Consider the following 25,741-nt stretch of genomic DNA (forward strand, 5'->3'; position numbering starts at 1 on the left):
AATAATACATCTATTGCTGGAATATTTGTCGTCGAAGGCGGGGCAACGAATCCACGACATCGTTTGCAGTATGAGCCGCTCCGGCAACGGCTAGGGCGACGCGGCGATGGAGAGCTTCTTCTCCCCGCACAAGAGGGAGCGGACGGTCAACAAGATCTATCAAACCAGAGACGAGGCACGCGCTGATGTGTTCGACTACATCAAACTATTTTCACGACCCGCAGGCATCAACCATCAGCTATCTCAGCCCGGTAGAGTTCGAGCGCAAGGTGGGATCAGCTTAACCGGGTGTCCATCAAACCAGCAGTAGCTCAAGGCGCGCTTGCCCGGGATAGCTATATTCGCGTGAGATCATCAGTGGGGCGGCCATGGCAGCTCGGATCGCGGGCGGAATGACCAGGGATCTCATGGTGCACTGGTCGAGCGGCGAGTTGGCGACATCCGCGCATCACGCAAATTGTTGGCCGACAATGGCGCAGTCTTCGCTGCCACTCGTGCCCGTGAGATCGCTGCCGCGTTAATCTCGAACACCTGCCTCGCGCCGCTGCAAGCGCGGCTGAAGTCCGCGTGAAGACCGTCAAGCGTAACAATGTCCGGATCATTCTGCTTCCCGACCGCCCGGACGGCGGCTCAATCACTTCAACTACCGACCGGCGTCGCCGGTCAATGGGGGCAATACCACGAGCTTGCCGTTGAATGATCGACGCCTTTACGAACGGATGTCATCGGGATGGCTAACCGATGTTATGCGTTCCGAGCATGCGCGGGAGTTCGCTTCGCTGCCCTGCGACGTCGGATTAAGCTGCTGAAACCCTAAAGGTTGAAGAAAGCGCTAATACGCAAGCTGCGGTCTCTAGTAGGGCTACGGTAGCTCGCCCATTGGCGAATGCAGGAAATCTACTATGGCCTCATGTCGGTAGGGCAAGATGGCGACGGAAATGGTGTACAGGAGTTCGTTAGGAACCAACGAGCTCTGCCACCATGAAGAAGGCGATAGTCACCGAAGCTAGAGCGTCATTGGCGATAAGCCCGACTATGACGCTGCCCATCCTTGGCTTAATACAACCTATACGGGGGTAAAGCATGACAAAAGAGAACATTAGGCGATTTATTCGCCCAAAGGAGTTGGAAGGATCAATGAAGCGAGAGACAGATGATGTGTTCGAGCCGGCTTCAAAGAAGCTTGTGTCGGCACGGCGCATCATCGTGAAGATTGGTTCGGCTCTCGTCGTCGACCAAGCGACTGGCAAAATTCGAGAGTCATGGCTTGAATTGCTAGCCGAAGATATCGCGCGACTTCGTGGGCGCGGCCAGGACGTCGCTGTGGTTTCGTCCGGCGCCGTTGCTGTTGGAAGATACGCTCTTGATCTACACCAGGAACGACTGCGGAGAGCGGATTGGCAAGCTGCCGCTGCGGTCGGGCAAATTCAACTTGCTAAAGCTTACAGAGAAACATATGCCCGACATGGGTTAACCGTGGCGCAGGTTCTGCTTACCCTGGACGATGCGACAGAGAAACAGCGTATGGCTGGCCTCCGCGCAACCTTGATCAGGCTTCTGACTTTGCAAGCGGTCCCCGTGGTCAACGAAAACGATGCTATAGCGAGAAAGGCAGCGAGTTTCGGTGATAATGATCGCCTTGCGGCCCGTGCAGCGCAATTGATTGGAGGCGATACGGTGGTGCTGCTGTCCAACGTGGCTGGTCTTTACACGGCAGATCCGCATCAAACATCGAACGCCACTTTGATAAGCGATGTACATGATGTAACCGCGGAAATCGAGCGGATGGCCAGTGGCGCACGGCCTGGTTACAGCTCCGGTGGGATGGCAAGCAAAATTGCCGCCGCCCGGGCCGCCCTGGCTTCCGGATGTACCATGATTATTGCAGATGGCCGCGATGCGCGTCCCCTCTCGGCTATCGATGCCGGTTGTCCATGTACTTGGTTTCATCCCTCCACCGCAGCGCGCGCGGCGCGCAAGACGCGGATCGCGACCACGTTAAGGCCATTCGGCGCCCTTGTTGTTGACAATGCTGCGGCGAGGGAGTTGCGCTTAGGCAGGAATCTTTATGTTCCAGAAGTGAGATCATGCGATGGCGACTTTTCTCGTGGTGATGCGATTGTCATAAGAAACACCTGCGGCAACGAAGCCGGTCGCGGTCTTTCAATCTATTCAAGCGAAGAACTACGCTGTATCATGCGGCGGTCCAGGATCGATGCGGGAGAGCCACTAGGTTGGGGGTGCCTCGACGTTGTCGTGCATAAAGATGATTTGGCGCTAACTGAATGAGCCACTTATGTCAGTCGTCAGCGAGGCATCCGATTGCGGGCAAACACAGAACTGAGCCGGCTGCGTTGGAGTCCGGTATCCGGCTCGGCAGATCGTGTGGGCGTCGTCAGCGCGACGATCCTTCTCGTCGGGATCGATATCGACCGAGTTATTGCTTGGAGGCAGTGGATTCCTGTTGTGATGTCCAACCTGAAGAGGTTCAAAACCTTCGTCACATCAGAAGATGCAAACGCCGCACACCGATGGTGACACAGCCGAGTATTGAAAGAAGGCGAGCTGGATGTTTTCTATGAGACGAATGGTCGAGCAGCGCTGCTGTCGAATCTGGAGCGTTAGGAAGTCTCAACTAGGGCAGAACAAAGTGTGCCCACGGTGGCTAGGTTTGGATACTCGGAAGACTTTCTCGAAGATGTCCCAGATAAGTCATTCCCTCGGCGCAGGACGAGCATTCTTTTGACGTTTTCGCGAACCGAAGAGCCGCCCTCAGCTCAATGGTGAGACCAAAGAGCGCATGCGCTCCCCTGTCCTGCTCGAGGAGCGATCCATACATCTTGCAAGCCAAGCGGTCGGGCCGCTGAAGGCGCATCTCCTTCAGAAAAGCCGCAACCGCTCGTGCTCTACTCCAGATGTTGAAAAATGTCGGCGATCGCGGCTTCCAAAAGCACCGCAGATGTTTCAAGGTTTAGCTCTGCTATTTCGGCCTCCGCATAACTTAGCAAACTCAGAATGAAGAGGAGTTGTTGTTTCCGCTTGCCGTCGGCAACTGATTGATGGTCTTCAGCGGTTTTGGGGTGCGTGACTTGTCGGAACCAGTGCTTTCGCACCTGAGCGGCTACTTTAGCGGAGATGCGGGGGTCATCATTGATCATGTTGTAGCCCAACCGTGTTGTAAGTTTTTGAACATGCGGGTTCGTTACGAGTGAGCCTCTAGCGGCTGATCTGTCGCACCGTCCGAGCCTTTGTGATCTTTGTGGAATGCCTCAAATAATCGCGATCGAGTTTGCAAGAGCCGAATTCGTCGGAACAAATCAACGCAAGGGGCTCGACGTCCTGGCATCTTTAACGTTGCCCTTCACACTGAGGAGTCCCAAGCATGGCAGCCATCCTCGAAGTGGCGCAGATTACAACAAGTGAAAAGAAGCAGCCCCTGCCATTTCAGGTGGGAGGTGTCTAGCTTCTCGTCTCGTCGGACGTGTTCGCTCAACCATAAATCTAGTCACGTGAATCTAAAGTTCGCCACATAAAGTCTGCTGGGCTTTGTGGCAGAAGCGTTTGATGGAAGCCAAGATCTGGTCTGCGGACTTGGTCCATTTGAAGGGCTTCGGGTTGTTGTTGTGCAGTTCGATGAAGGTACGGATGTCGGCCTCGAGCTGCCTGACGGAGGTGTGAACACCTCGCTGGATCTGCTTTCTGGTGAGTTCAGCGAACCAGCGCTCGATCTGATTGATCCATGACGCGTAAGTCGGCGTGAAGTGGACATGATAGTGCGGTCGGCGAGCGAGCCACGCTTTGATCTTGGGTGTCTTGTGAGTAGCGTAGTTGATGGGGTGGACGCCCCCTCACGGCATCGCTGTGCCAAAGTGGTGTCGTTGACCATCACTTGAACGGAGGCGTCCATGTCGGAAGTTAGCATAATCGGGTTGGATCTGGCGAAGAATGTGTTCCAGATGCACGGCGCGGATGCATCAGGAACCGTGCTTTTCCGCAAGAAGCTGCGCCGGGACCAGGTGCTCAAATTTCTTGCCGCGCAGCCGATTTGCACGGTCGCCATGGAAGCCTGCGCCAGCAGCCATTACTGGGCGCGCGAGATCGGGAAATTGGGGCATGCGGTGCGACTCATTGCGCCTGACTATGTAAAGCCTTTCGTGAAACGGCAGAAGAATGATGCCGCCGATGCGGAAGCGATCTGCGAAGCTGTCCAGCGGCCGACGATGCGTTTCGTGGCGGTAAAGAGCGAAGAGCAGCAGGCGGCGGCCGTTGTGTTTCGCGCCCGCGATCTCCTGGTGCGTCAGCGCACCCAAACCATCAATGCGATCCGCGGCCATCTGGCCGAATTTGGGATGGTGGTTGCGCAAGGCCCCTCCCATGTTGCCAAACTTATGTCCGCGATCGACGACCATGACACCGACATTCCTGAGTTGGCCAGACCGATCCTGCGGCTACTCGCCGAGCAGTTGCGATCACTGGACGAGAGGGTGGCGCTGCTCGACCGAGAGCTTGCCCGACGCGCCAAGGAGGATGTCGAAGCGAAGCGGCTGATGACAATCCCAGGAATCGGGCCGATCACGGCACGGCGCTCGTTGCCCTGGCACCGACGGCCCAGGCCTTCAAGAGGGGACGCGACTTTGCGGCGTGGCTGGGGCTCACCCCGCTGCAGCGCTCCACCGGCGGAAAGCAGAAGCTCGGCGAGACATCCCGCATGGGCGAACGAACCCTGCGCCGACTACTGATCATTGGCGCGAGCGCGGCCGTGCGCTGGGCAATGCGCAAAGGCTCGACAGCAAATCCTTGGCTTGCGCGCATGCTTGCCCGCAAGCCGCCCATGCTGGTGATTGTCGCCCTCGCCAACAAGACGGCGCGCATCGTCTGGGCATTGTTGGCGAGAGGCGGAACTTATCGGGTTCCGGCTGCGGCGAAGTAGCTCCGCGGCAGGGACCGTGAGAGTGTGAGAAGGTCAACCGGAGAGTATGGCGCAACGGTCAACGAGACGGGATCGGGAAAACCAGATCATGGATACGCGCCTCGAGCACGCGAGGTTGAATTGGACCCGTTCCGCGAACTCCCATACGGGCCAGCGGCATATGACAGCCGCAGCAAAAGGCCGGACACATGTCAGCACCCGACCACGCTCCGTGCTCTTCGAAAGATTCTTCTTGCACCAACGGGGGCGTCCACACATGTCCATGACGATATGGACAGCGAGCCCCTCAGGGATTTGAGCGTCGATCTCTTTGAGGAACTTCAAGAACTCGACCGTCCGATGGCGCTTGTAGCATTTGCCAATGACAAAGCCGGAAGCGACATCGAGCGCGGCAAACAGCGTGGTCGTACCATGCCGCACATAGCTGTGCGTGCGACGTTCCGGCACCCCAGGCATCATCGGCAAGACCGGCTGCTCGCGATCGAGTGCCTGGATCTGGCTTTTCTCATCGACACTGAGGACAACGGCTCGGTTCGGTGGGGACAGGTAAAGCCCGACAATATCGCGCACCTTATCGACGAATAGCGGATCGCTCGACAGTTTAAATGTTTGGCTGCGGTGCGGCTGCAAGCCGAACGCCGTCCACATTCGGCGGATCGTGGTGTGAGAAAAGCCAGTTTCCGCGGCCATCGAGCGGATCGACCAGTGCGTCGCGTCGGGCGGCGTCGTACGCAATGTCCGCTCGATTACCTCAGCAACCTGATCGTCGTCGATGGTTCGAGGGCGGCCAGGGCGGGCTTCGTCAAGCAGGCCATCACAGCGATCCTTCAAGAATCGGCGGCGCCACTTGCCAACGGTGTGTTCATGGATGCCAAGTTCGGCAGCCACAGACTTGCTTGGCAGACCATCTGCACACCGTAGGATCGCGCGCCACCGCTCAGATAGCGATCGGGCTACACGATGCCGACGAACTTGCCTCTCCAAGTACGCCCGCTCCTGCGGACTCAGCACCAACGGCGCGATCGGCCGGCCTCTCACACCTGCATTCGCCACAAGCGCTCTCCTCTCTAGAGATTCGAGCAATAACTAATGCGACGAATTTGCGTTCCAGATGACTAGAGCCGTTTGATGGACACGGAGTTCTGATCAAGCCGGCTTGCTTATGGGCGTACGTTGACGAGGACGATGTCAATGACGATCGCTTTTCGAAAGTCGAGGCAGTGGTCAGACTGCGAGCGGGATCGCCAGCGGGGCGCGCTCGCGTCATGGCCGCATGTAGCGGAAGGACAGTCAAGAGCGCCGACCGGCTGTTCAAGAGGGTATCGGGTCCATTCGTTTAGCTTGGACCAATCGACCAAAGGAATAAGGGGGCGACTCAGGACGAATGGGCTAGATGCCGGCGGAAGCTATGCCAGATGATGAGGCGCGAAAGTCGGATGCCATTCATTGAAGCGGCTCCGCTATATTAGTAGCCCCGAGTGCGGTCAATGGCATGTCGCGGCCGGCGGCCGGCGAGGATGGCCTCGGCGGTTGCTAACACTGTGTTTGCGACCGCGCGTATACTGACGTCGCTTGAGTCGTGTGGCGTGATGGTTATTCTGGGATTCTGCCAGAACGGATGGCTGGTCGGCAATGGTTCGGATGCGAACACGTCGAGTGCCGCGCCCGCCAATTGGCCGCTATTGAGAGCCGCAAGCAAGTCGGCTTCGACGAGGTGTTCACCGCGGCCGATCTGGACCAGGTAACCGCCGCGTTTCATGTTCGCGAAAACGCGCTGGTCGAGAATGTCGCGAGTCTCGTGCGTCAGGGGCAGGGTGTTGACCAGGACCTCGGTGTTTTCGAGCATAGCGGCGAGTCCGGTAGACCCGTGATAGTTCCGTCCTATATCGGACGGGGGCTTGAGTGTCCGGCTCCAGCACATTACGGAAAACCCGAGATGAGCGAGATCAGCCGCGACTTTGCGACCGATTTGACCATGGCCCAGAATACCGACTGCCACGCTGTCGGCGCTGCGTTGCGGACGCGGCCGCCAAACACGGTCGCGCTGTTGCTCGCGATACTTGATAAAGCCGCGCTGGTGACCAATCACGTGCCAGGCGACAAAGCCGGACATCATACGCGCCTGTTCGGGATCAACGACCCGCACCACGTCTACCTCAGGCTTGAGGCTCCGACATCCGACGATATTGTCGACGCCAGCGCCAATGGAACACACCACCTGCAAATTGGGGTAACGGGAAAACGAATCATCATGCGGATGCCAAGCCAGCGCGAGGCGAACATCGGCGTCACGATTCTGATCCTGATCGACTATATCGACCTGCTCGGTAATGCGCGAAATTTCTGCGCCAAGATAATGCCTCAAATCTAGTCGGCTTGAGACGAGCGCGCACCGTAGCCGCCTCTCGTTGCCTAACCTGTCGCGTGCCCTGTTCTCGATTGAAGTCATGGAATCCGCCTCGAATTAGCCTATCGCCAGACAGCTCTGTCAGCACGACGTGTCAAAGCAATTTGCGTGCCGCCGCATGCGGCCGCTTCGCCGACACAAGTATTTGAGAGGACACCAACGTGCAGATGCAATCATTGCAAACACGTGTCGAGATGTTGACATGCGTCGCAAACCAAATAGGCGTGGACCACGATGCTCAAACGCGTCCGCGCTGGTAGGGCGACTTGCGGGCGCAAATGATCTCGAACGCGACGTAACGACGCGCTTTGCGGTCGAGTGCAAGCTTGTATTTCCGTCTCTGCCGATGAGGTGGCTCGCTCTGCACTGCGCCTGCGAAGGTTTGCTCGGTCAGTCCGCGCCGATCTTCATGGGAGGACGGGCCGTGGCGGATTGTAGGGGAAGCATTTATCCGACTCGACGTTCCGCGAAGCTGAGCAATGTTATCGCGATTGTCGAAGCTGGTGGCGAAGAACAGGTTCGCTTGAGGCCCACACGGGGGCGACAAGCCTGCGGCAGTTATTGAGTCAATCGCCAGTCGATTCATCACGTACGTTTCTGCGACGAAGCCAGTCAGACTGGTTATGGCCTCTATCGCTTGATCCGGTCGCCCAGTCACGAATGCATAGTGGTTGCGCCACGCCGATTCCGAGGAAGCTGGTCGATGGCGTGAAGACGAACCGCCGGGACGCAGCTACCGGCGCATTGACCACCAAGATCGTCTAACAGGATGGGTCGGGGCCGCGCTACACACGATGAGATAGCCGAAATGGCTGAATTACAATGGACGGATAATTTGTGCCGCTTAGTCCGTCGCTGGCATTGCAGGTTCAGGAGATCTTGCGGACCTACTGGCGGCCACCTGTTTTGCTTCCGCGGTCTGCTGAAGGTGATCTGGCATGCCGGCCAGGGCGCCAGCGTGTTCACAAAAGGCTGAAGCGGGGGCGCTTCATCTGGTCGAGCCTGGCCGAGGGTGTGGTGACGATCTCGTCGGCACAGCTCGGTTATCTCTTGTCCGGGATCGACTGGCAGCACCCACAAGAGACGTGCCGGCCGACATCGGTTGGATGAGGCTTTGAACTTGCGGATCGTGATGGATGTGATTCCATCACCATCGTGACCACATCTGAATCGCTTCCCACCGATCTTGCCGCCGCGCACGCGATGATCCTCGCGGAGCGCGCGGCGCGCCTGGAAGCGGAGGCGGTTGCGGCGAGCGCGAAAGCGGAAGCTGCCAATGCGAAGGCGGCCGAGGCACTGACCAGTTACCTCAAGCTCGAGATCGAGAAGCTGCCTCGCCAGATTTACGGCAGCCGCTCGGAGCGCAAGGCACGGCTCTTGGAGCAGATGGAGCTTGAGCTCGAAGAGCTGGAAGCAACCGCAACCGAAGACGAGTTGGCGGCTGAGAGGGTGGCAGCCAAGGCGCAGATGGTACAATCCTTCCAGCGCAAGCGTCCGTCGCGCAAACCGTTCCCCGACCATTCGCCGCGCGAGCGTGTCGTAGTCGCCGCACCGCAGAGCTGCCCTTGCTGCGGCTCATCGAAGCTATCAAAGCTGGGAAAAGATATTACCGAGACGCTGGAGGTCATTCCCCGGCAGTGGAAGGTGATCCAGACGGTGCGCGAGAAGTTCTCATGCCGGGACTGTGAGACGATCAACCAGCCGCCGGCCCCCTTCCACGTGACGCCGCGCGGCTTTTGCCGGACCTAACCTCTTGGCCATGATCTTGTTCGAGAAGTTCGGCCAGCATCAGCACTTGAACCGGCAGAGGGAGCGCTACGCCCGGGAGGGCATCGATCTGAGCCTGTCGACACTGGCCGATCAGGTCGGCGCCTGCGCGGCTGCCTTACAGCCGATCTATGGGCTGATTGAGCGCGATGTCCTCGCCGCCGAGCGGCTGTACGGCGATGACCGTGTGCTGCAGAAGCACACGGAAAGGATGATCGAGATGATCTGAAAATCTGTGCGCACAAGCTGTGGCAGCGATGACGGTAGGCCCTCGGGATCGACTTTCAGGAGTAGGTCCCAAATCACTTCAAGCGGCTTCGCTTAGCAGGCGCGGTCGTGAGCGTTGAAGCCAACGGTCGGGAATACCCGAACGGATAGGCGTCCGAGAGACGAATGAAAATGAACCAGCCGATGAACCGTCGGAACGTGGAAATCGTCGTCAAAACCAGAGGTGTGTCGTCCCTCTGGGATGAGCCCGCCGGAAGCCTGATGACCGGGCGGGCGGCGACCGGCGTTGAGGAGGCGTGAATCGGATGCAGGCGCTGCCGCGGAACTGCAGGAACCAGTCGCTCCGATCGAAAGGGAGAAGCACAAGCGGAGAAGACCGCGAGGCGAGATTACCGACGCGGAGCACTGGGACGGACCGATCCGTATTAGCGACGAAGGCTCTTAACGGGGCCGTAGCAAAGGGATCGGATCAGGAGGGCTGGCCACCGCCGCAACTGACAACAGGAGGACGACGGTGAACCAGCCGAGCAAACCGTTCAACATCGACAAGAGAGAGGTGTACGAAGCATATCTGCAGGTGCGATCCAATGGTGGTCGCGGTCGGGGTCGACGGAGTGACGATTGAGCAGTTCGAGTCCGACTTGAAGAGCAATCTCTACAAGATTTGGAATCGAATGAGCTCAGGCGCTTACTTCCCGCCGCCTGTTCGCGCCGTCTCCATTCCAAACAAGAGTGGGGGCCAAAGGATCCTCGGGGTGCCCACTGTGGCAGACCGCGTGGCACAGACGGTTGTCAAACAACTAATTGGGCCGGCTCTCGAGGCAATCTTTCTGGCGGATTCTTACGGCTACAGACCCGGTAAATCGGCTCTCGATGGGTTCTGGAGTTCGACATCAAGGGACTGTTCGACAATATCGACCACGAGCTTCTGCTGCGGGCCGTCCGGAAACATGTGACGTGCGCATGGGCGCTGCTCTACATTGAAAGATGGCTGACAGCGCCGATGGTGCAAGAGGATGGAACGATAATCGAGCGAAGCCGCGGTACTCCACAGGGGGCGTGGTGAGCCCGATCCTCGCCAACGTCTTGATGCACTATGCATTTGATCTCTGGATGGCACGGATGTTCCCCGATCTCAGGTGGTGTCGGTATGCAGATGACGGGTTGGTACATTGTCGGAATGAGATGGAGGCGCAAAGCGCTCGCGAAGCGCTCCAGGCTCGGCTGGCGGAGTGCTGCCTGGAACTGCATCCTACGAAGACGAGGATCGTCTACTGCAAGGACGACCGACGGCCGGGCAAGACTGAGACGGTTATGTTTGACTTTCTCGGTTATTGCTTCGGCCGCGATCGGTCCTGGGGCCGCGTTCGCAGAGGATGTTCTGCGGGTTCACTCCGGCGGTCAGCAAAGCAGCGCTGAATGCCATGCGAGCGACGATCCCAGGCTTGAAACTTCGCAAGCGAACCGAGGTGACTTTGGACGATATTGCCCGCGAGCTAAACCCGATGGTTAGGGGGTGGATCGCTTATTACGGGCGATATACGCGTTCAGCGCTCTATCCTTTGGCGCGCTACATCAACCAGACGTTGGCTATCTGGTTGAAGCGAAAGTACAAGCGCTTCCATCACCGCTTGTGACGCGCGCGTCTCTTCCTGGAGAAGATCGCGCCTGAGAACCGCAGGTTCTTTGTGCATTGGCAACTCGGCGCTGGCGGCAAGCTTGCCTGATGGGAGCCGGGTGAGGCGAGAGCCTCACGCCCGGTTCTGCGAGAGGCTGGAGGTGAAATCCCTCCGGCCTACTCCCCCCACCATCCGCATCCTGGCGAAGGGCAAGTGCACGACTGAACCTCCTCCGAATGAGTGGACACCTGTAGTAGGCTCATTGAGCCCGGAGGGTGGAACAACGGCTCGAAGCCGCTATAGCAATCGGCTTGCAGGATGGTGAACGAGCTCGGTCTTCAGGGTATGGAAGAAGCTCTCCATCGGGGCATTGTCGTAGCAATCGGCCTTGCGGCTCATCGATCGCGACTACCAGACCCGCGCCGAGGCCCAGCGCGATATCTTCGCCTTCATCGAGGGCTTCTACAACCGCACCCGGCTCCATTCCGCGATCGGATATATCGCCCCGATCGAGATGGAGCTAAAAGCCGCTTAAACCCGTCCACTTTTTCGGGGGAAGATCAGACCGTCCGGATCTGGACCTATGTGCGGGATGACCGGCCCTACGGTGGGCCTGCGCCGCCGGCAGCGGTCTATTACGCCTCTTTCGGCCGACGGCCGCGGATGCGAGTTCGACTTGCATCCCGCATGGCCCAGCCGACGATCTTTCGACTGAAGAGATCCATGACGGCCGCCAGATACAGCCAGCCCGCAAAGAAAGCGATGCCGATCACGCCGGCATTCTGCTTCGCCCATGCGCGGCGGGGCTTCTTCGACCTGGCCGACATCGAGAAGAATGCCAGGGAAGGTCGCAAGGGCAAACCGGTCTCCCCGATCGCACTGGAGTCGGTCAGACGCCTCGATGTGTTGTTCGAGATCGAGCGCGCCATTAACGGCCGCAGCGCCGACGAGCGGCGTGCCGTGCGCCAGCAGAGAAGCAAGCCGCTGCTCGACGACATGCACGACTGGCTGCTCCGCGAGCGAGAAACCCTCTCGCGCTCCTCCGGGTCCTGAAGCCCATGAATTACATGCTCAGGCGCTGGGCCGACTTTGCCCGCTTCCTCGACGATGGCAGGATCTGCCTCAGCAACAACGCCGCAGAAAGAGCCTTGCGCGCCTTGGGAAGGCGCAACTGGACCTTCGCCGGCAGCCTACGCGGCGCCGACCGCGCTGCCATCATGCTGACGATGATCACGACCTGTCGTCTTAACGATGTCGACCCCAAAGCCTGGCTCGCCGACGTCCTCGCCCAGATCGCCGATCTTCCCGCCGTTTGCACGAACTGCTGCCTTGGGAATGGAAGCTCCTGCGCCAAGCCGACAAGCCCACCGATCAGCAAGCTGCCTAACCTTCACGCAACGCTATCATAGCACTACCCGGCCCCGCGCGCATGCGTCAATCAGGCGGTCTCCGTCGTATGCGTACCGTAACCGTCCGGCTGGGCTTTCAATTACCCACAAATTCTCTCCGACCATGGCGCCCAGCGCGATGTCGGTGAGGCGTGACAGCCCGCGCCACATAACGGTATTGCCGGGCGGCGGATCGCTGGCGCGGGCGAGATAACCGCCGAGCCGGGCGATCTTGATCAGATAGTGCGAGAGCGTTTTCTGGCTTGTTTTTTGGTTTGTCGTTCACGAGGCGATCGAGCACGCCGATTTCAGTCGCAGTCAACGCGAGGGTTGGCGGCGCGTCTGGGGCGGAACGGTTGAGCATCGTCATCCAGAAGACCCGCCAACTCAGGATGCAAAAAGAGCGAGATCAGATTGGTCAGACGCTGGGCGGTCCTGAGCTTCGACTCCTCAGCTTTGCAGCCCGATTTGAGGATCTTGTGGAACACCTCAATCTTCCATCTCAAAGTATACCATTCCAGCTTCTCAACGGCGTCGGTGCGGGAACCAACAGGCAGGTCGGTGAGCAGCTTCCAATCGATCTTCTTTCTGTTTTTCGGCGTCCCGCGCTCTTCGGCATGGATCACCGTCAGGGTCAGAGCGGGATAGCGCTTCTGCTTTCCGATCGGCGGTAGGACGCGAATCTCGCGATACCTGATCTCAAGAATGGCCTGGTCGGGATCGCCGTTGCTGTCTCTGACTTCGATGCGATGGAGCCCTTTGACGGCGACCTCGTCCATTTCGTCGGCGATCGTGTGATCCCCGTCTCCAGCCAAGCGGTCGACGCAGGTCCTGATCAGGAAATGAGTTCCGATCTCCTGTGCTGCGCAGAAGAGCTCGTAAATGTCACTCTCGCGATCACCGATATGGATGCATCGTCCCGGATGATCCAACAGTTGCGTAGACTGCTTGAGATTTTCCAACCACCGGACGCTTTCCTTCTTCTCGATGGGAATCCGGGTCGGATTGATCTTCTTTTTAAGCGCTGCCGTCCCCTTGAATTTCTTCCGGGTCCAGAACTTAACGGCCGCCAACCCCAGCGGCACCCCCTCGATTGTAACCGCGAGGCTCGAATGCATCAGGATGCCGCAAACCGGGTGCGATCTGAGGCGACCTGCCTTATCCCATCCACTGTTTATGCTCTTGGTGATGCCGATCGCTTCTGACTTCTCGCGTTGATAGCTGAACTCGGTTGTATCGTGCAGCACAAGAACCAGACCTTCAGTGGCGGCGGCACGGTCACGTGTCGATCGGAAATGTCCGGCCAGAATGTCTACTTCGCTGACCCGGTCGTTAGAGAAGAAGCGGTAGGCTGCCTTGGTATTCGCCCAATCCTGGCAGACGAGCGGAATGCTTTGTCCCACGGCGCTTCCAATCTGCGTGAGCAGTTTGCGGAATCTGTCGCCGAGCCGCGCGTCCCTAAACTCGCATCCACTACTCTCTCATCAATCCAACATTCACCTTCCAAGGACGGCAAACAGCCTTTTGCCGATCGATCCCTTAATGTCAGCCCCATAGAGCACCCCTCGCGAATCAGGTGCTCAGAAAGGAATCACAAGTGATTCTTTCGATTCAAGTTTTCGCCGATCTGCGGATCAGCCCAAGTGGTCAAAGTTATGGGTAATTGAAAGCCGGTTGGGCGGTGGGCACAACCGGAGGCTTTTATTGGTACCGCAGTTTGATTCCGAGAGGCCGCCCTTTATCAGACGGGTCGGCGACTCGACCTACCGGTAAGGCATCCCGGTGGCTCCAAAACGGTTACGGCCACTCGGCGCGAGCCATGCCTTGGATGTCTGTTCAGGATGCTTGGAAGGTAAACTCAACCCCTGACAAAAATCCAGTTTGCCATCCGAGCCCGAGCCCCAAGGGATGGCAATACTCTGAGACCCGCTAAACAGAAAACGCACCTATGTCGTTGTCTAGATCTTCGAGTTTTGGAGTACGCCTGCCAGTGTGCGAGTGGAGCTTCGCATGCAAGTCATTCAGTCTCACCAGCCCCTGCTCAATTGAAGCTGTCGGAAGATAGCTGAAGCACAGGCGTACATGATCTTCGCATCTTGGGCCATAATTGCAGCCGTGTATAAGGTGCACGTCGTGCTCGCAGCGTGCAGCCTCAATGAAAGTCAGAATGTCAGTGCAGGCCGCCAGCCGTACCCAGAACGAAAATCCGCCAGTTGGTACAACGTACCCTGGCTCGCAGAAGCGGCTACACTGCAACAGTGTGTGCATGGTATCTCGCTTGGCGCGATAGTGCTGGCGCAGACGCGCAATGTGCGCGTCAAGAGCGCCAGATTGAATCAATCCTAAGACGATGTTGCTTACAATAGGGCTTACGCCGCCGTCGCATTTAAGCCTCACAAGCTTAGCGATGATATCAGCTTCTGCAAGCACCCAGCCTACTCGTAACCCGGGCCCAGCAATGTTGGATATGCTATGGATATTAATCACGTTGTCGGCTGGTGCCAACCAGTCCACTGCATCTTTGTAGGGAAGCTCTGCATAGACAAGGTCCTGGACCAACGGTAAACCGCGATCCGCTAAGAGTGCAGCTACCTCGGCCATATGGGTGCGCGACAATTCGCGTCCAGTTGGGTTATGAAATGCTGGTGACGTATAGTAGAGTTTTACGCGGGAGTTGCTATGCAACGTCGCTTTGAGCTCGTTCAGATCGACGCCTTCTGCGCTCATGCGTAGCTGCAGGACGGTTGCACCCATTACAGAGAACGTGCGCAGCGCGCCCAAGTAGGACGGATCCTCCGTGAGTACGACATCACCGGGATTGATCCAAGCATCGCCAAGTAGTTGTATAGCCTGTGAAGCCCCCGCTGTAATGATAACTTGGTCATGCCGCACGTTATACCGTAGTGCGAGCCTGGTAACGAGCTCCGGCAGACCTGCCACATCCGTATACTGCGTCAAGTCCGCGGCGGCAACGCCGGTATTTTTGTCAAACGCCTCCGGCCAGACAAGTTCTGCAAACGTTGCCGGATCGGGAGATCCGTAGCTAAAGTTGATGACGTGCTTCGCACTTGAGTAATTGACCGGTTTAAAACGCTGCGCGACAGAGCTACGGTAGGAAGCATTCATTGTCTTCTCGTCAGATATAGCTGGCTAGCCTGTTCCAGTGCAAAAGCGCTTCCTGAAAGTCGCGATGAAGTTCACAGATGCTGCCGTACCGACATACGCTGCACCTAACCTCCATCCCGGCTGACGGGAGGGTATCGATCTGAGCCTGTCAATACTGCCCGATCAGGTAGGCGCCTGCGCGGCTGCCTTACAGGGGATGTATGGGCCGATTTAGCACCATGTCCCCGCCGCCAAGCGGCTCCAGGGCGGTGACACCACGATGCCGATCCTGGCCAAGCTTGGACCTACGTTCGCGACGATCGGCCATTCGGCCGACGGACCCCCCGAGTGCACTCTATTACGCCTCGGGCGACCAGCGGCAGGAGCATCCCACACGGCATCTTCAAAGCTTCTCCTGTATGGCTTCGCAGTCGACGAGCTCATGAGACAAGGTGAGCGTTCAAGTTGTTGAGTCGTAGCCTTTACCGAGCGTGCTGCAATTGCGATGCCAGCGCGAATGCAAGTGGGAACTCAAGCGTTCGACAACAAACGGATCATTCGGCCCCGTCTAAAGCGGGAGACTAGTGCACGATCAGAAGTCGGATATTACCTATTACCTCGTACAAGTGGACGTGACGCAAGCCTCTTTCAACGCTCACAGCCGGGATGGGTTAGAGGTGTCGCGCAAACCTCACTCGATGATCGCCTTGATTTGGAAGGTAGAACTGGACCTAGCGTCGAACGAGATCGGAAGAGATCTCGATTGGATTTTGGACGTGACGATCTTGTTACTGCGTATTAATGAAGCTTGATTCCGTTGATTGGTCGTTCCTAACGGGCGATCGGCGGAGTTCCCTCGTATGTCAGTCGTGATCTAACGAGCATGACGTTATTGTTGTCAACCTGACAGTGAATGGCAGCCTGTCGTGCCAGTCGCCATCGCATGGTGCTCTTTTGCCTTAAGCGCGTAATCGAACTGTCGATTGCGCGTGGATAGAGCCAAGCGACCAAACTCGTTCAGTAGTTGCGCCTCGGTCACGTGTCGAACACTGTTCGTACTCCGTTAAGGGAGCTGAACGGGACAGAATTCAGGCGCGAGCACATAGCAGCACGTCCATCTTCACGCCATTTCCTGACGTCCCCGCTTATGAGCGAGAGATCAGCGCTCATCTAAATTGCGCCGTTCCGTTCCAACAGCTTCGCAGGGCGCAGCCGGCATTACCGCATAATCGGTAGTGGTTCCGGAGCTTGCGATACAACAGATTGATCATGAGAAACGATGAGCCTGGAGCCGGAGTGAGACGTTCGGAATGGAGGAGCGGCATCAAACTTTCAGGGCCTACACTGCCTACATTGATAGGCTACTCGTTCCGAGGTTATGTAAACGGAGTTGTCCGTTTACGCCTTACAGCCGCGATGCTTCCTATACCCAAAGGAGGGCGCTACTACCATACGAGGGCGCCAACGACACGGCGGACTTGCCCGACGTTCAATGTCGTCCCGCCGCCGGACCAACCTTTTACTCACCCTGGGTTCTGGCCCGTCCCAACGCATTTGCCACTGCGCCTGGCGCCTTTGGTCAGGCGATTCTCGATGGAACGCCAACCGCTCTCGCTGGCATCGCGAAGGCCGTTGACCGCCTGTCCCAACATTGCGACCTGATCGTCGGGCGCTGCGGATACATGTACGCAGCACGATCGCTCGTCCGTTCGAACACGCCTACATTGCTGAGCGGCCTGCAGCTCCTACCCAATGCACTCGACTCGACGCAGCCTGCCGATCGGAGTCCTCACCTGCACCCTGCGAGCACCGAAAAGATGCTCGGCAGCCATCCGGATCTATCTTGACTGCACATAGTCGGCGTCGACCACCTACCAAATTGGTCGATGTTCGCACGTCTAGACCTTGTAACCAACTGGCAAGTGAATCCTGAACAGCTTCGCGCGGAGATACTCAAGTTGTGCTTACACGAACGCCACGTCGGTGCATTCGCGGAATGCACCGCTACTCGCAGTTCAGATGGGCCTTGCGCACGCTCGGGCTGCCCATCGCCGCCGTCGCCCGAAGCTACGGCGCGTGGACCTGAAGGTTGCTTTTGCGATCGCGCGGTCAACTCTAGGATCAGGTTAACATCTGGTTTCTCGCAAAAGCGGGTGACAGTCCTCATCTGTCAATAGGTTGTGGTCCTACTGCAGAGCTTATGAATGAGAATCCGCTGATCTCCTCGTTGGCAGAGCGCTGTATGGGGAACACGTTACGAGCGCGCGAGGCAGTGTTGCCAAATCTGCAACCCGTGGCAGCGGGTCACTGCTCCAAAATCGCCTTTGCGGAATTTTTAGAGGCTTGGAAGTCTACGAGTGTGTGAGCCCCTGTCGTGCAGGGCAATCTTCGATTCAGAGGGTGGTCATGATAGCGAACACAAATGTCTGACACAACATCCCGAAATCGTCACGGTTCTCGGCGCAACGCCGACAAAGCGCATTGTTGGTTGAGACGCGGCTTCGGCGATTGCTTCCGCATCCGCTGCATCGTTCTTCTGACGTTTAGCGAACAGCTTCTCGTATGAGGGATGGCTCAGCCGGACATTGTGGCCGAATTACTTATCGCCCGTGCCCAATAATGGGCGCTGGCGCAAGCCTCATTGCAACCTCGCACCTTAGCAACCTGGCGTAAAACTCGAGCAATCTGCTGCGGTCGAGCTTCTTACGGGTGCGGTCCTGCCCAGCGCCGTGGAGCTGTAATACGTTCTTGGCCAAATCCAAACCAATGATGCCAACCTCGTCCACGGATGCCCTCCTGCTCGGTTAAAACTCCCACACTTGGCGCATTCGATGCCGTCGGGAGGCGTCCACTCCATCGGCTACAACGCCTACCGAAAGCTTGGCGAGGGTGGCGAGGTCGAGCTCACCTTCTGCTGGGTACGCGATGCAACTTCTACGAACTCGCCACCGCGGGCGGCTCTGATCGCGAGCGAGGCGCTGAAGCACATCGCCGCATTCTACGCGATCGAGGGAGATCCGCGGCCGCGGCGCGGAGGAGCGGCGCCTCGCGGCAGCAGAAAAGCCGGCCCTGGCGGATGCGTTCGAGGTATGGCTGCGCGCCAAGCTGGCTCTCGTGAGCCAGAAGATCAAGCTCGCCGAGGCCATCCGCTATGCCCTCTCGCGCTGGCAGGGGCTGACCCGCTTCATCGATGACGGCCGCCTCGAAGTTGACAATAATACCGTCGAATGATTGATCCGTGGCATCAAGCTCAGTCGCAAGAACGCACTGTTTGCCGGAGACGGCGGTACCAAACATTGGGCCGTCGTCGCGTCGCAGGTCGAGACTTGCAAGCTCAACGACATCGATCCGCTCGCCTATCTCATCGACTTGCTGACCAAGATCGTCAACGGCCGTCCAACCGCGACATCGACTAGCTACTGCCCTGGGCTTACCGCGCTCAAGCATTCAAAGCCGTGCGCTGAGAACGGGGCTTACGCCACATTCACATCGGCGCGCGATTGTTCGCCGGCGTGTGCCGTCCTTTTGAGCGCGATTTTCCGCTGAAAAGGCGCTACTCCTATGCCGGCATATGGCTTGACTTGAACCATCTTCGGAATCGTGCCGATTCATTCAAATCGAAAAATGCTCCAGGCGCCGGGCCTCTGCGAGGCTCGCGCACCCGCTTTTTGGGCCTAAAGGCTCAGCGGGGCGCGGTGCCTTTGCTTTGAAGCCGTAGCCAGCGAGAACCTTAACGGAATGCCCGCGCGCGGGATGCGTTGCCTATCAAATGTCCATCTTCTCGACAAGCGTGGAGAGCGGCTGTCTGGATCTAGTTCGTGCTGCGCAAACGCTCGACGCACGCAGCCAGGTCGGCCAAGTAGTCATCGAGTGCGGGGGCAACTACAGGACTGAGAGCAATATGAATTGCCTTCGGCGTGATCGACTTACCAACGTACCACCCATTCTCACCCATGCGATCTGCGACGACATAGATATCGACGTTCGGATCGATCGAGTCGTACACCAATATGCACAGATCGCTGGGCCGGATCACCCGGAGCCCTTTGATCGCTTCTATGCCCGCTATAAGCCGCTCCCTGGCGCCCATAATCACACGTGCTATCTCGCGATAGCCGGCATGCCCAAGCGTATTCATGACCGCCCATGCTGACGCGATGGGTCCGGCCGCTCGACTACCCTGGAAAGTATTTGTTACGTAAGTGCCGCGCTGCCAATTGCTGAACTCAAAGCGCTGATACTTCTGATGCTCGCGATCTGCCAAGATCAACAAGGACGCGCCCTTCGCCGCAAATCCGTACTTGTGGATATCGGCGGACAAGCTGCAGACGCCGCGGACCGACAAGTCGAAGGCTGGAATAGGATAGCCGATTTCCCGCGCAAAGGGCGCTAGAAATCCTCCCAGGCACGCGTCGACGTGAAGCCACAAGCCATGCTTCTGAGCGAGCGCTCCAATCTCCTCAATGGGGTCAATCACGCCGTGTGGATATCCAGGCGCGGAGGCGTAAATCATACAGGTGCGTTCGTCGATCGCGGCTTCGAGCAAGTCGATGTCCGCGCGGAAGTCGGATCGCAGCGGCACGCGAACGACGTCCATCCCTAGATAGTGGGCAGCCTTGTCGGCAGCGGCATGTCCGGAAGTGGGCATCACGATCTTGGGACGATCAATTCCTTTTTCCTTTCGTGCCCAGTCTCTGACGGTCTTAATTGCGAGAAAGATGCTTTCAGTCCCACCGCTGGTGAACGTCCCTCCAGCCCAGGGGCCTCCACCAAAGAGTCCGATACCCATTTCGATGACTTCCGTCTCGAGCTTGGCGACGCTCGGAAACGCTGTACGGCCAAGTGCATTCTCGGTGAAGAACTCCATGTAGGCCTCTTGTGAGACCCGCAAGAGTTCCTCCGTGTAGTGATAGATATAAACTGGAAGCCGTCCGTCCCTCCACGCGTAGTCCTCCTGCTTCATTTTACATAAGCGTGCTTTAAGGTCGCTCCAGTTTGTTCCGACTTGGGGCAGTGCGGTCATACTTCGATATCCATCTTAGAATTTGGGAAACGTGCGGTAAGTCGAATAAGTGCCGCAACTTCGCGAGGCCGAACTCCCTTCCTTCGCGTACACAGTGTGAGCGGTCCGTCCTGAGTTCCTGCGTGTTGGAATGCCTTGCGCAGATTATTTGGACTCCTTCATTTTTTCCCGACATTGTGATGACAGCTCAAACTGTTTGGCATGTCGCGAAGGATACGGGCATCGGGCGTGGTTGCGAAGCGTCGCCGAGGAACGCTTTAGGCGACCAGGCGCACGATTTTCTTCGAGAAATGTACGCGTCGCCTCCGAGTTGTGAGGTAGAGCCAACCAGTCCCTGAATTCGACCGAATCCAGGTCGAGCCTCGTCCAACTTCTGCTCATCCTCTTCCGGCTCCAGGTGAGGCAATCGTGTGTTCGCAAGGGAGAGCGAGCTCCAGTTGATCTCCTGCTGGTCTACGGCCCGGCCGCATGCGGGTGTTAGACGACACATATCGGTTCCCACCTACAATCTGGTTCGAACTTGCTCGGGGACAATTAGGGCGAATTGGAAATCGAGATCGGAGGTCTTAAGCGCCAACCAACTCAGATGACGATTCTCAATTTGCCGATGCCGGCGGCAAAGCTGGAGGCTGTTGTCAATGGTCTTAGTTGTGGTGAATCGAGCAAGTCTCATTTAGATTCCTCGACTGGCATAGCGCGTCCGCGATCCTAGCGCAGATTAGTCGCTCATTCTGCGGTCCAAGCAATTGATGTGCCACCAAAACAGCGGCCTCTCGCTAAGAGACCTAAGTATCTCTTCAGTGCCGCGAGCGAGGACAGTTCGCCGTCGCGTGTTGTTACGGACATTGAGCGTCTACAACGGGACATGGCTGAACACGAAGACCGCAGTATCGGGGGCACTCCCTCAATCCACTTCGAACGTTGAGGCAAGGGTGCGGTAACAAGCTGGCGCGGTTCACGCCCTCCTTGCTAAGGGCAGGCCGTCCGATACCTCGCTCTTGAAACTGCCTTAACTGGGCTTATGCATGAGACGAGGCGACGAGGCAACGGTCTATGCCGACAAAGGCTACGGCGCCATCGCGCGGCGCGTGCATCTGAAGAAGACGGATGGTCGTGACGGCGTTAAGCGAAGTCATAAGCGCTGGTTTCGTTTGGGACAATGGGCGATGCGTCGCAACACGGTTATCTCGTTCGACGTGCGCCGATCGAGCCGTTGTTCGCATTGTTCAAGCGCGTCTATGGCCTTGGTGCCCGCTATTGGGTCTGTGCGCAGTGCCGCGGCTTTCCTGCTCGCCGCGTCTCCAGCGACGGGATCGGACGGCCCCCCACGTCGCCTAACCTAACGAGGCGCCCTGCCCTCATGGTTCACCCACCCAAGCCACCCAACTGCGCCGCGCTACCAGCGCCTGCCTTCGGCGATTTGCTCGGCTTTCGCAAAGCCCTCGAGATGCGGACGACAGCGTGGCGAGATTCGAAACAAATTCCGAGGCCCCACGCTTATCAAGCTGCAAGAGCGGATGGCGAAGTTTGGTCTCTCGCTGAATGAGGAGAAGACGCGGATTCTGGAATTTGGACAGTATGCGGCCGAGCGCCGCAACCGGGGGCAACGCCGCCCTGAGACGTTCGACTTCCTCGGGTTCACGCAGATCTGTGCTGTGACCCGGATGGATCCGCACTTCACAATCCGGCACGGGACAATCGCTTCCCGCACTCGGGCGAGGTCGAGGGCGATACGACACGGCCTAATGAAACGCCGCCACGCGCCCATCGCTGAGACCAGTGCCAAGCTCCGGGCGTGGTGAAGAGTTATCTGAACTGCCACGCGATTACTAGGAACCTAAAACCGGTCGGCATGTTCCGTCCAGGCCAGCCTCATGGCTGTGCTCGTTTCGCCGACGCAGCCAGCGCTCTCGGATGAATTGGGATCGGTTCCGAGCCAAGCGTTACGTCGGGCGACACAGACCGCATCCCAATCCACGGCCCGCGCCATGACCAGAGGCAGGAGCCGTATGCTACGGCGGCTGTGATTGAACCGGTTGCGCGACTTGGAACCAGACGAGCCGGTGCGGCGCTATGAGCGCGAATATCGCGGCGAGCTGATTCACATCGATATCAAAAAGCTCGGCAAGTTCAACCGTACAGGTCATCGCGTCAGCGGCGATCGAACGGGGCAGAGCAGCCTGCGCGCTCGCAACGCCTGCTCTTGCGCGTAAGGTCTTGGACAGAGCCGAATGCGTCTTCAGCGGATCTAGGTGGGCGCCATAGTGTCTCTTCTGTTCCCAGCTGGTCGACCTACAGCCCCAAGCACGAGAGGCTGGCTGAGTACGCGTCCTGGATTTGCCGCCCGTCCTGCAACAACATGACCCGTGACAGCTGATCGGTGTTGCTTATGCCGACCATTGCCATGGCGTACTTGATCTCGGAGCCCAATATTTCGATGATCCGGCGCGCACCGCGCGCACCGTCCGCGGCCAGCCCATAGAGCGCCGCTCGGCCGATAAAACAAAACTCCGAGCCTAGCGCTATCGCCGCTAAAATGTCAGAGCCTTTCCTTATACCGCTATCAAGAAAAACTGTTGCGTCAGGGGCAAGTTGGCGTTTAGCCATCGCAAGCATATCAATAGAGGGGGGAATGCAGTCGAGCTTGTTGCCGCCGTGATTGGAGACGGTGACGGCTTCCGCGCCGATGCTGAAAGCGCGCACTATATCGTCCGGATGCAACAAGCCTTTGATGACGAGCTTGCCGGGCCACTCACGCCTTATCCATTCTAAATCCGACCAACATAGATCCAACGGCCAGATGCTGTTAACGTACTTTCTCAGGTCAAGGCTGTTACTTTTTTCCGGGCCATAACGCACCCAACCTTCCAATCGTGGGATATTCCGCGCTCTCAAAAGGCCAAACGTCCATCGCGGATGCGAGATAACGTCCGACAGAATGGTCCTCCACATGGTCCAGTCCAGTCCATTGGACAGCGACACGCCGCGGCGGTCGGACCCACGCGGCGACACCGGCAAATCGACTGTCACGACCATGACGGGGACGTCGGCGTCGCGTGCCCGGCTGATCAGATCAAGAGCGACCTTCTCATCGTTCGGCATATAGTACTGGTACCAAACGTGATCTGGAGCCAGCCGAACGATCTCCTCGACGGAGGCATTTGCCAGCCCGGATAGGATGAAGGGAATATTCGCGTCGCGCGCGGTCTCGGCAAGGATGTGCTCCGCATGCCGGTGCACAAAGCCAATGTTACCCATGGCAGAGATGCCGAATGGAAGAGAATACTTTCGGCCGAAGATCGTCCGCTCAGTGACGACAGGCGTGACCTTGATCAGACTACGTGGAACAAACGTATAGCGATCGAACGCCGCTAAGTTGCGCCGTTGACTGAGACCGCCGCCGCCGCCCGTATCAATGTACTCCGAGATGAATTTTGGTAGCTGATCGCTCGCGAGTTCTCTGAAGTGATCTATGCTGACGGGACGCAATGCCTTCATGATGAGCCTCTCTTGCAGGAGCGGACACAGAATTCTCCATGGCGAAGAAACCGCTCCGCTCACTCGTGAGCTGGCAGCCCCTCTATCTGGAAGGGCGCTGTGCGCCACGATTCTCTAAAGCATGAGTGCGACAGTTGTACAGGACAGCTGGTGAAACCAGATGAGCCCTGGCGACTTCGTTGCCCCGCCGGCCCTGGACCTAGAGAGCACCTGAACTCTTTTGGCAAGCGATTAAGATGTTGGCCCGCCTCGCACCTATGCACATGGTTCGTACAATTACGCTTCGGGGATACGTACCGTTGTTCTTAGGCTGCCGCACCAGTACCATTTTCAGAACCATCAATACCCTACCAGATAATGTAGATGGTGCCCCACGAGGAAGTCTTGTTTATGTCGACGAGTACAGTTTTGTGGCGATACAACAGATCAGGTCATGTCAGCCCAGCATAGTTCACCAAATGCATTGTCTTTGGCACGTAAGGGTTGTTGCCGCAGATCCCTTGCTGCCTGCGCCAGCCTGGCATCGGTAGCCGCAGCAAAAGAATTCACAAAGCACCGTCACGCGAGCTGTTTCGCTGCATCTGCTTTGCTGGCGGTCGGCTCGTTGCCAGGGAGGGTATGCCCATACTTAGCAACGTTTGAGAGTATGTCCATCATTGGTGGCGTCCCGACGACAGAACCAACAAGGATGAGATAGTACCGCATCTCGGCCGAACGTTTCGAAAAGGTTCTGCGCCGCGGATGCTTGGGTCGAAAGCCCTGGCCGGATGAACCGAAGCAGAGATCGTCGCCGAAAGGGTTCTGCGAGGCGCGATTGTGGCAGATGTCGCGCGCCGTCTTGGCTGCCGTGCACAGCAGGTACACGGCTGGCGGTATGCGCGTTTGGGTCAAGTAGGGCTGCCGGCATCGGCGGATACACTATCCTTCGCGCCGCTTGTGTCGGAGTTTTCGAGACCGGCGGCTGCGGAGCCATCTGTACCGCCGGAGCAGGTGCTGTTGCCTTTGAGCATTGCGTCGACGGGTAGCTGTGCCGGCAACTCGTGGCATTACCGTGCTCAGTCGACGTGTTTATGGCGGTGCGCCGGACACGCTCATGCTGATAGCTCTCGAATCAGAGGCTAGACCAAGATCCGATGAAAGGCGTAGCAGTGGTGTTCCGTGCGAAGCGTGCCGACCGGGTGAAGAGTGTTGTCTGGCATGGCATTGGCCTTGTGATGTATTGGAGGCGGGCGGCTACAAATGGCGATGTTATTGACGGCATGATGCGGATGAACGCGGCGCAGCTGTGCGCTTGGCCGGCATGGATCGGATATGCATGCACGCACCTCGAGGCCTGCGGCTGGATCGTAACCTAACCACGAGGTCGGCGCGGAGTATGCGCGCTTCGGTCGATCCACCGCAAACGTCGCCAGCCTATTGTCCATGCAAGTGTGAGTCGATCCCTAGGGGAGCAACTCGTCCAGTTGTGCCGTACGTGGGCCAGCCATTGATAAGCTATGTGTGAACATCCGGAAGCCAGTACTCGGCATTCACGCCATTAAGGTTGCACGTCTTCATCAGCGAAGCCAGCAACGCCCGATTCCCGGCGCCCTCGTCGAGCGAACAGTCCGTTCTTGGCATTGAGCTTGATCGGCCGCATCGCTCACCCGACCGCGCGCATGGTGTGATCGTGATCCGCCGGCCCATACTGCGTAAGTCGCGAGGGCCGCCTCAAACTCGTTGTAGATCCTTTCGAGCGCAGCGGTCGTCACAGTCCCATAGTCGTCGGCTCCAGAT

General features: G+C 57.9%; 13 protein-coding genes and 13 pseudogenes. 16 read left to right on the forward strand and 10 right to left on the reverse strand.

The genetic code is table 11. From position 1 onward, the window contains the following. Window positions 1-52: 52 nt before the first annotated feature. Together ACNJX8_RS10055 and proB are read left to right on the forward strand one after the other, a co-directional pair. Window positions 53-284: pseudogene (locus ACNJX8_RS10055) on the forward strand (IS3 family transposase); the annotation flags it as partial. Window positions 285-1,137: 853 nt separating this feature from the next. Continuing rightward, complete coding sequence (gene proB, locus ACNJX8_RS10060; protein ID WP_439360475.1) at window positions 1,138-2,289, forward strand: glutamate 5-kinase; 1,152 nt, start codon at window positions 1,138-1,140, stop codon at window positions 2,287-2,289. A gap of 617 nt (window positions 2,290-2,906) precedes the next feature. Here the strand turns inward: proB and ACNJX8_RS10065 are convergent. Together ACNJX8_RS10065 and ACNJX8_RS10070 are read right to left on the reverse strand one after the other, a co-directional pair. Next, window positions 2,907-3,158 (reverse strand): hypothetical protein, encoded by a 252-nt coding sequence (locus ACNJX8_RS10065; RefSeq protein WP_439360476.1) that lies wholly within the window; start codon window positions 3,156-3,158, stop codon window positions 2,907-2,909. A gap of 357 nt (window positions 3,159-3,515) precedes the next feature. Further along, window positions 3,516-3,830, reverse strand: a pseudogene (locus ACNJX8_RS10070) (transposase); the annotation flags it as partial. 75 nt (window positions 3,831-3,905) lie between these two features. On the opposite strand from ACNJX8_RS10070, the pseudogene ACNJX8_RS10075 reads away from it, so the two are divergent. Next, window positions 3,906-4,930: pseudogene (locus ACNJX8_RS10075) on the forward strand (IS110 family transposase). Between the two features lie 258 nt (window positions 4,931-5,188). On the opposite strand, the pseudogene ACNJX8_RS10080 reads toward ACNJX8_RS10075, so the two are convergent. Together ACNJX8_RS10080 and ACNJX8_RS10085 are read right to left on the reverse strand one after the other, a co-directional pair. Next, a pseudogene (locus ACNJX8_RS10080) lies at window positions 5,189-5,983 on the reverse strand (IS630 family transposase); the annotation flags it as partial. A 412-nt stretch (window positions 5,984-6,395) separates the two neighbouring features. Next, window positions 6,396-6,995 (reverse strand): NAD(P)-dependent oxidoreductase, encoded by a 600-nt coding sequence (locus tag ACNJX8_RS10085; RefSeq protein WP_439361867.1) that lies wholly within the window; start codon window positions 6,993-6,995, stop codon window positions 6,396-6,398. A 1,179-nt stretch (window positions 6,996-8,174) separates the two neighbouring features. On the opposite strand from ACNJX8_RS10085, the gene tnpB (ACNJX8_RS10090) reads away from it, so the two are divergent. The 8 genes and pseudogenes from tnpB (ACNJX8_RS10090) (at window position 8,175) to ACNJX8_RS10125 (ending at window position 12,360) form a co-directional block, all read left to right on the forward strand. Further along, window positions 8,175-8,447, forward strand: coding sequence for an IS66 family insertion sequence element accessory protein TnpB (tnpB, locus tag ACNJX8_RS10090; protein ID WP_439360477.1), 273 nt, complete (start codon window positions 8,175-8,177; stop codon window positions 8,445-8,447). A gap of 93 nt (window positions 8,448-8,540) precedes the next feature. After that, window positions 8,541-9,288: pseudogene (locus ACNJX8_RS10095) on the forward strand (IS66 family transposase zinc-finger binding domain-containing protein); the annotation flags it as partial. Window positions 9,289-9,497: 209 nt separating this feature from the next. Then, the gene (locus ACNJX8_RS10100; protein ID WP_439360478.1) at window positions 9,498-9,632 is read left to right on the forward strand and encodes a hypothetical protein; all 135 of its coding nucleotides are present in this window, start codon (window positions 9,498-9,500) and stop codon (window positions 9,630-9,632) included. Window positions 9,633-10,245: 613 nt separating this feature from the next. After that, window positions 10,246-10,751, forward strand: a pseudogene (locus ACNJX8_RS10105) (reverse transcriptase domain-containing protein). A 5-nt stretch (window positions 10,752-10,756) separates the two neighbouring features. Then, entirely contained in the window at window positions 10,757-10,969 is a 213-nt protein-coding gene (locus tag ACNJX8_RS10110) for a group II intron maturase-specific domain-containing protein (RefSeq protein ID WP_439360479.1), read from the forward strand. Window positions 10,970-11,342: 373 nt separating this feature from the next. Beyond that, window positions 11,343-11,486, forward strand: a pseudogene (locus ACNJX8_RS10115) (IS3 family transposase); the annotation flags it as partial. A 50-nt stretch (window positions 11,487-11,536) separates the two neighbouring features. Beyond that, window positions 11,537-12,096: pseudogene (locus tag ACNJX8_RS10120) on the forward strand (IS66 family transposase); the annotation flags it as partial. Between the two features lie 81 nt (window positions 12,097-12,177). Beyond that, on the forward strand, window positions 12,178-12,360 hold the full coding sequence (locus ACNJX8_RS10125; protein WP_439361868.1) for a transposase domain-containing protein: 183 nt from the start codon (window positions 12,178-12,180) through the stop codon (window positions 12,358-12,360). 287 nt (window positions 12,361-12,647) lie between these two features. Here ACNJX8_RS10125 and ACNJX8_RS10130 read toward each other — a convergent pair whose 3' ends face one another. Both ACNJX8_RS10130 and ACNJX8_RS10135 read right to left on the reverse strand, forming a co-directional pair. After that, window positions 12,648-13,766, reverse strand: a complete 1,119-nt coding sequence (locus ACNJX8_RS10130; protein ID WP_439361869.1) for an IS4 family transposase — start codon at window positions 13,764-13,766, stop codon at window positions 12,648-12,650. 502 nt (window positions 13,767-14,268) lie between these two features. Beyond that, complete coding sequence (locus ACNJX8_RS10135) at window positions 14,269-15,465, reverse strand: PLP-dependent aminotransferase family protein (RefSeq protein WP_439360480.1); 1,197 nt, start codon at window positions 15,463-15,465, stop codon at window positions 14,269-14,271. Window positions 15,466-15,589: 124 nt separating this feature from the next. Between ACNJX8_RS10135 and ACNJX8_RS10140 the strand changes: the two are divergent. Then, window positions 15,590-15,860, forward strand: a pseudogene (locus ACNJX8_RS10140) (IS66 family transposase); the annotation flags it as partial. Window positions 15,861-16,028: 168 nt separating this feature from the next. Then, window positions 16,029-16,256, forward strand: coding sequence for a hypothetical protein (locus tag ACNJX8_RS10145; protein ID WP_439360481.1), 228 nt, complete (start codon window positions 16,029-16,031; stop codon window positions 16,254-16,256). Between the two features lie 1,652 nt (window positions 16,257-17,908). On the opposite strand, the pseudogene ACNJX8_RS10150 reads toward ACNJX8_RS10145, so the two are convergent. After that, a pseudogene (locus ACNJX8_RS10150) lies at window positions 17,909-18,230 on the reverse strand (IS110 family transposase); the annotation flags it as partial. A 72-nt stretch (window positions 18,231-18,302) separates the two neighbouring features. Here ACNJX8_RS10150 and ACNJX8_RS10155 point away from each other — a divergent pair. Then, window positions 18,303-18,908 (forward strand): annotated as a pseudogene (locus ACNJX8_RS10155) (IS66 family transposase); the annotation flags it as partial. A 347-nt stretch (window positions 18,909-19,255) separates the two neighbouring features. On the opposite strand, the gene ACNJX8_RS10160 reads toward ACNJX8_RS10155, so the two are convergent. Continuing rightward, window positions 19,256-20,467, reverse strand: a complete 1,212-nt coding sequence (locus ACNJX8_RS10160; protein ID WP_439360482.1) for a pyridoxal phosphate-dependent decarboxylase family protein — start codon at window positions 20,465-20,467, stop codon at window positions 19,256-19,258. Between the two features lie 2,027 nt (window positions 20,468-22,494). Here ACNJX8_RS10160 and ACNJX8_RS10165 point away from each other — a divergent pair. Then, window positions 22,495-22,635, forward strand: a pseudogene (locus ACNJX8_RS10165) (IS481 family transposase); the annotation flags it as partial. 124 nt (window positions 22,636-22,759) lie between these two features. On the opposite strand, the gene ACNJX8_RS10170 reads toward ACNJX8_RS10165, so the two are convergent. Both ACNJX8_RS10170 and ACNJX8_RS10175 read right to left on the reverse strand, forming a co-directional pair. Further along, complete coding sequence (locus tag ACNJX8_RS10170) at window positions 22,760-23,965, reverse strand: alpha-hydroxy acid oxidase (RefSeq protein WP_439360483.1); 1,206 nt, start codon at window positions 23,963-23,965, stop codon at window positions 22,760-22,762. Window positions 23,966-24,523: 558 nt separating this feature from the next. Then, entirely contained in the window at window positions 24,524-24,856 is a 333-nt protein-coding gene (locus tag ACNJX8_RS10175) for a hypothetical protein (RefSeq protein ID WP_439360484.1), read from the reverse strand. A 233-nt stretch (window positions 24,857-25,089) separates the two neighbouring features. Here ACNJX8_RS10175 and tnpB (ACNJX8_RS10180) point away from each other — a divergent pair. Beyond that, window positions 25,090-25,320 (forward strand): annotated as a pseudogene (gene tnpB, locus ACNJX8_RS10180) (IS66 family insertion sequence element accessory protein TnpB); the annotation flags it as partial. Between the last annotated feature and the right edge of the window lie 421 nt (window positions 25,321-25,741).

The organism is Bradyrhizobium sp. SPXBL-04 (genome assembly GCF_051853035.1).
GTDB classification, from domain to species: domain Bacteria; phylum Pseudomonadota; class Alphaproteobacteria; order Rhizobiales; family Xanthobacteraceae; genus Bradyrhizobium; species Bradyrhizobium zhanjiangense.

Bases quoted from the DNA above. Each gene is read 5' to 3' on its own strand.
- proB (WP_439360475.1), top strand. From the start codon at position 1,138: ATGAAGCGAGAGACAGATGATGTGTTCGAGCCGGCTTCAAAGAAGCTT.
- ACNJX8_RS10065 (WP_439360476.1), bottom strand. From the start codon at position 3,158: ATGATCAATGATGACCCCCGCATCTCCGCTAAAGTAGCCGCTCAGGTG.
- ACNJX8_RS10100 (WP_439360478.1), top strand. From the start codon at position 9,498: ATGAAAATGAACCAGCCGATGAACCGTCGGAACGTGGAAATCGTCGTC.
- ACNJX8_RS10110 (WP_439360479.1), top strand. From the start codon at position 10,757: ATGCGAGCGACGATCCCAGGCTTGAAACTTCGCAAGCGAACCGAGGTG.
- ACNJX8_RS10125 (WP_439361868.1), top strand. From the start codon at position 12,178: ATGATCACGACCTGTCGTCTTAACGATGTCGACCCCAAAGCCTGGCTC.
- ACNJX8_RS10135 (WP_439360480.1), bottom strand. From the start codon at position 15,465: ATGAATGCTTCCTACCGTAGCTCTGTCGCGCAGCGTTTTAAACCGGTC.
- ACNJX8_RS10160 (WP_439360482.1), bottom strand. From the start codon at position 20,467: ATGACCGCACTGCCCCAAGTCGGAACAAACTGGAGCGACCTTAAAGCA.
- ACNJX8_RS10170 (WP_439360483.1), bottom strand. From the start codon at position 23,965: ATGAAGGCATTGCGTCCCGTCAGCATAGATCACTTCAGAGAACTCGCG.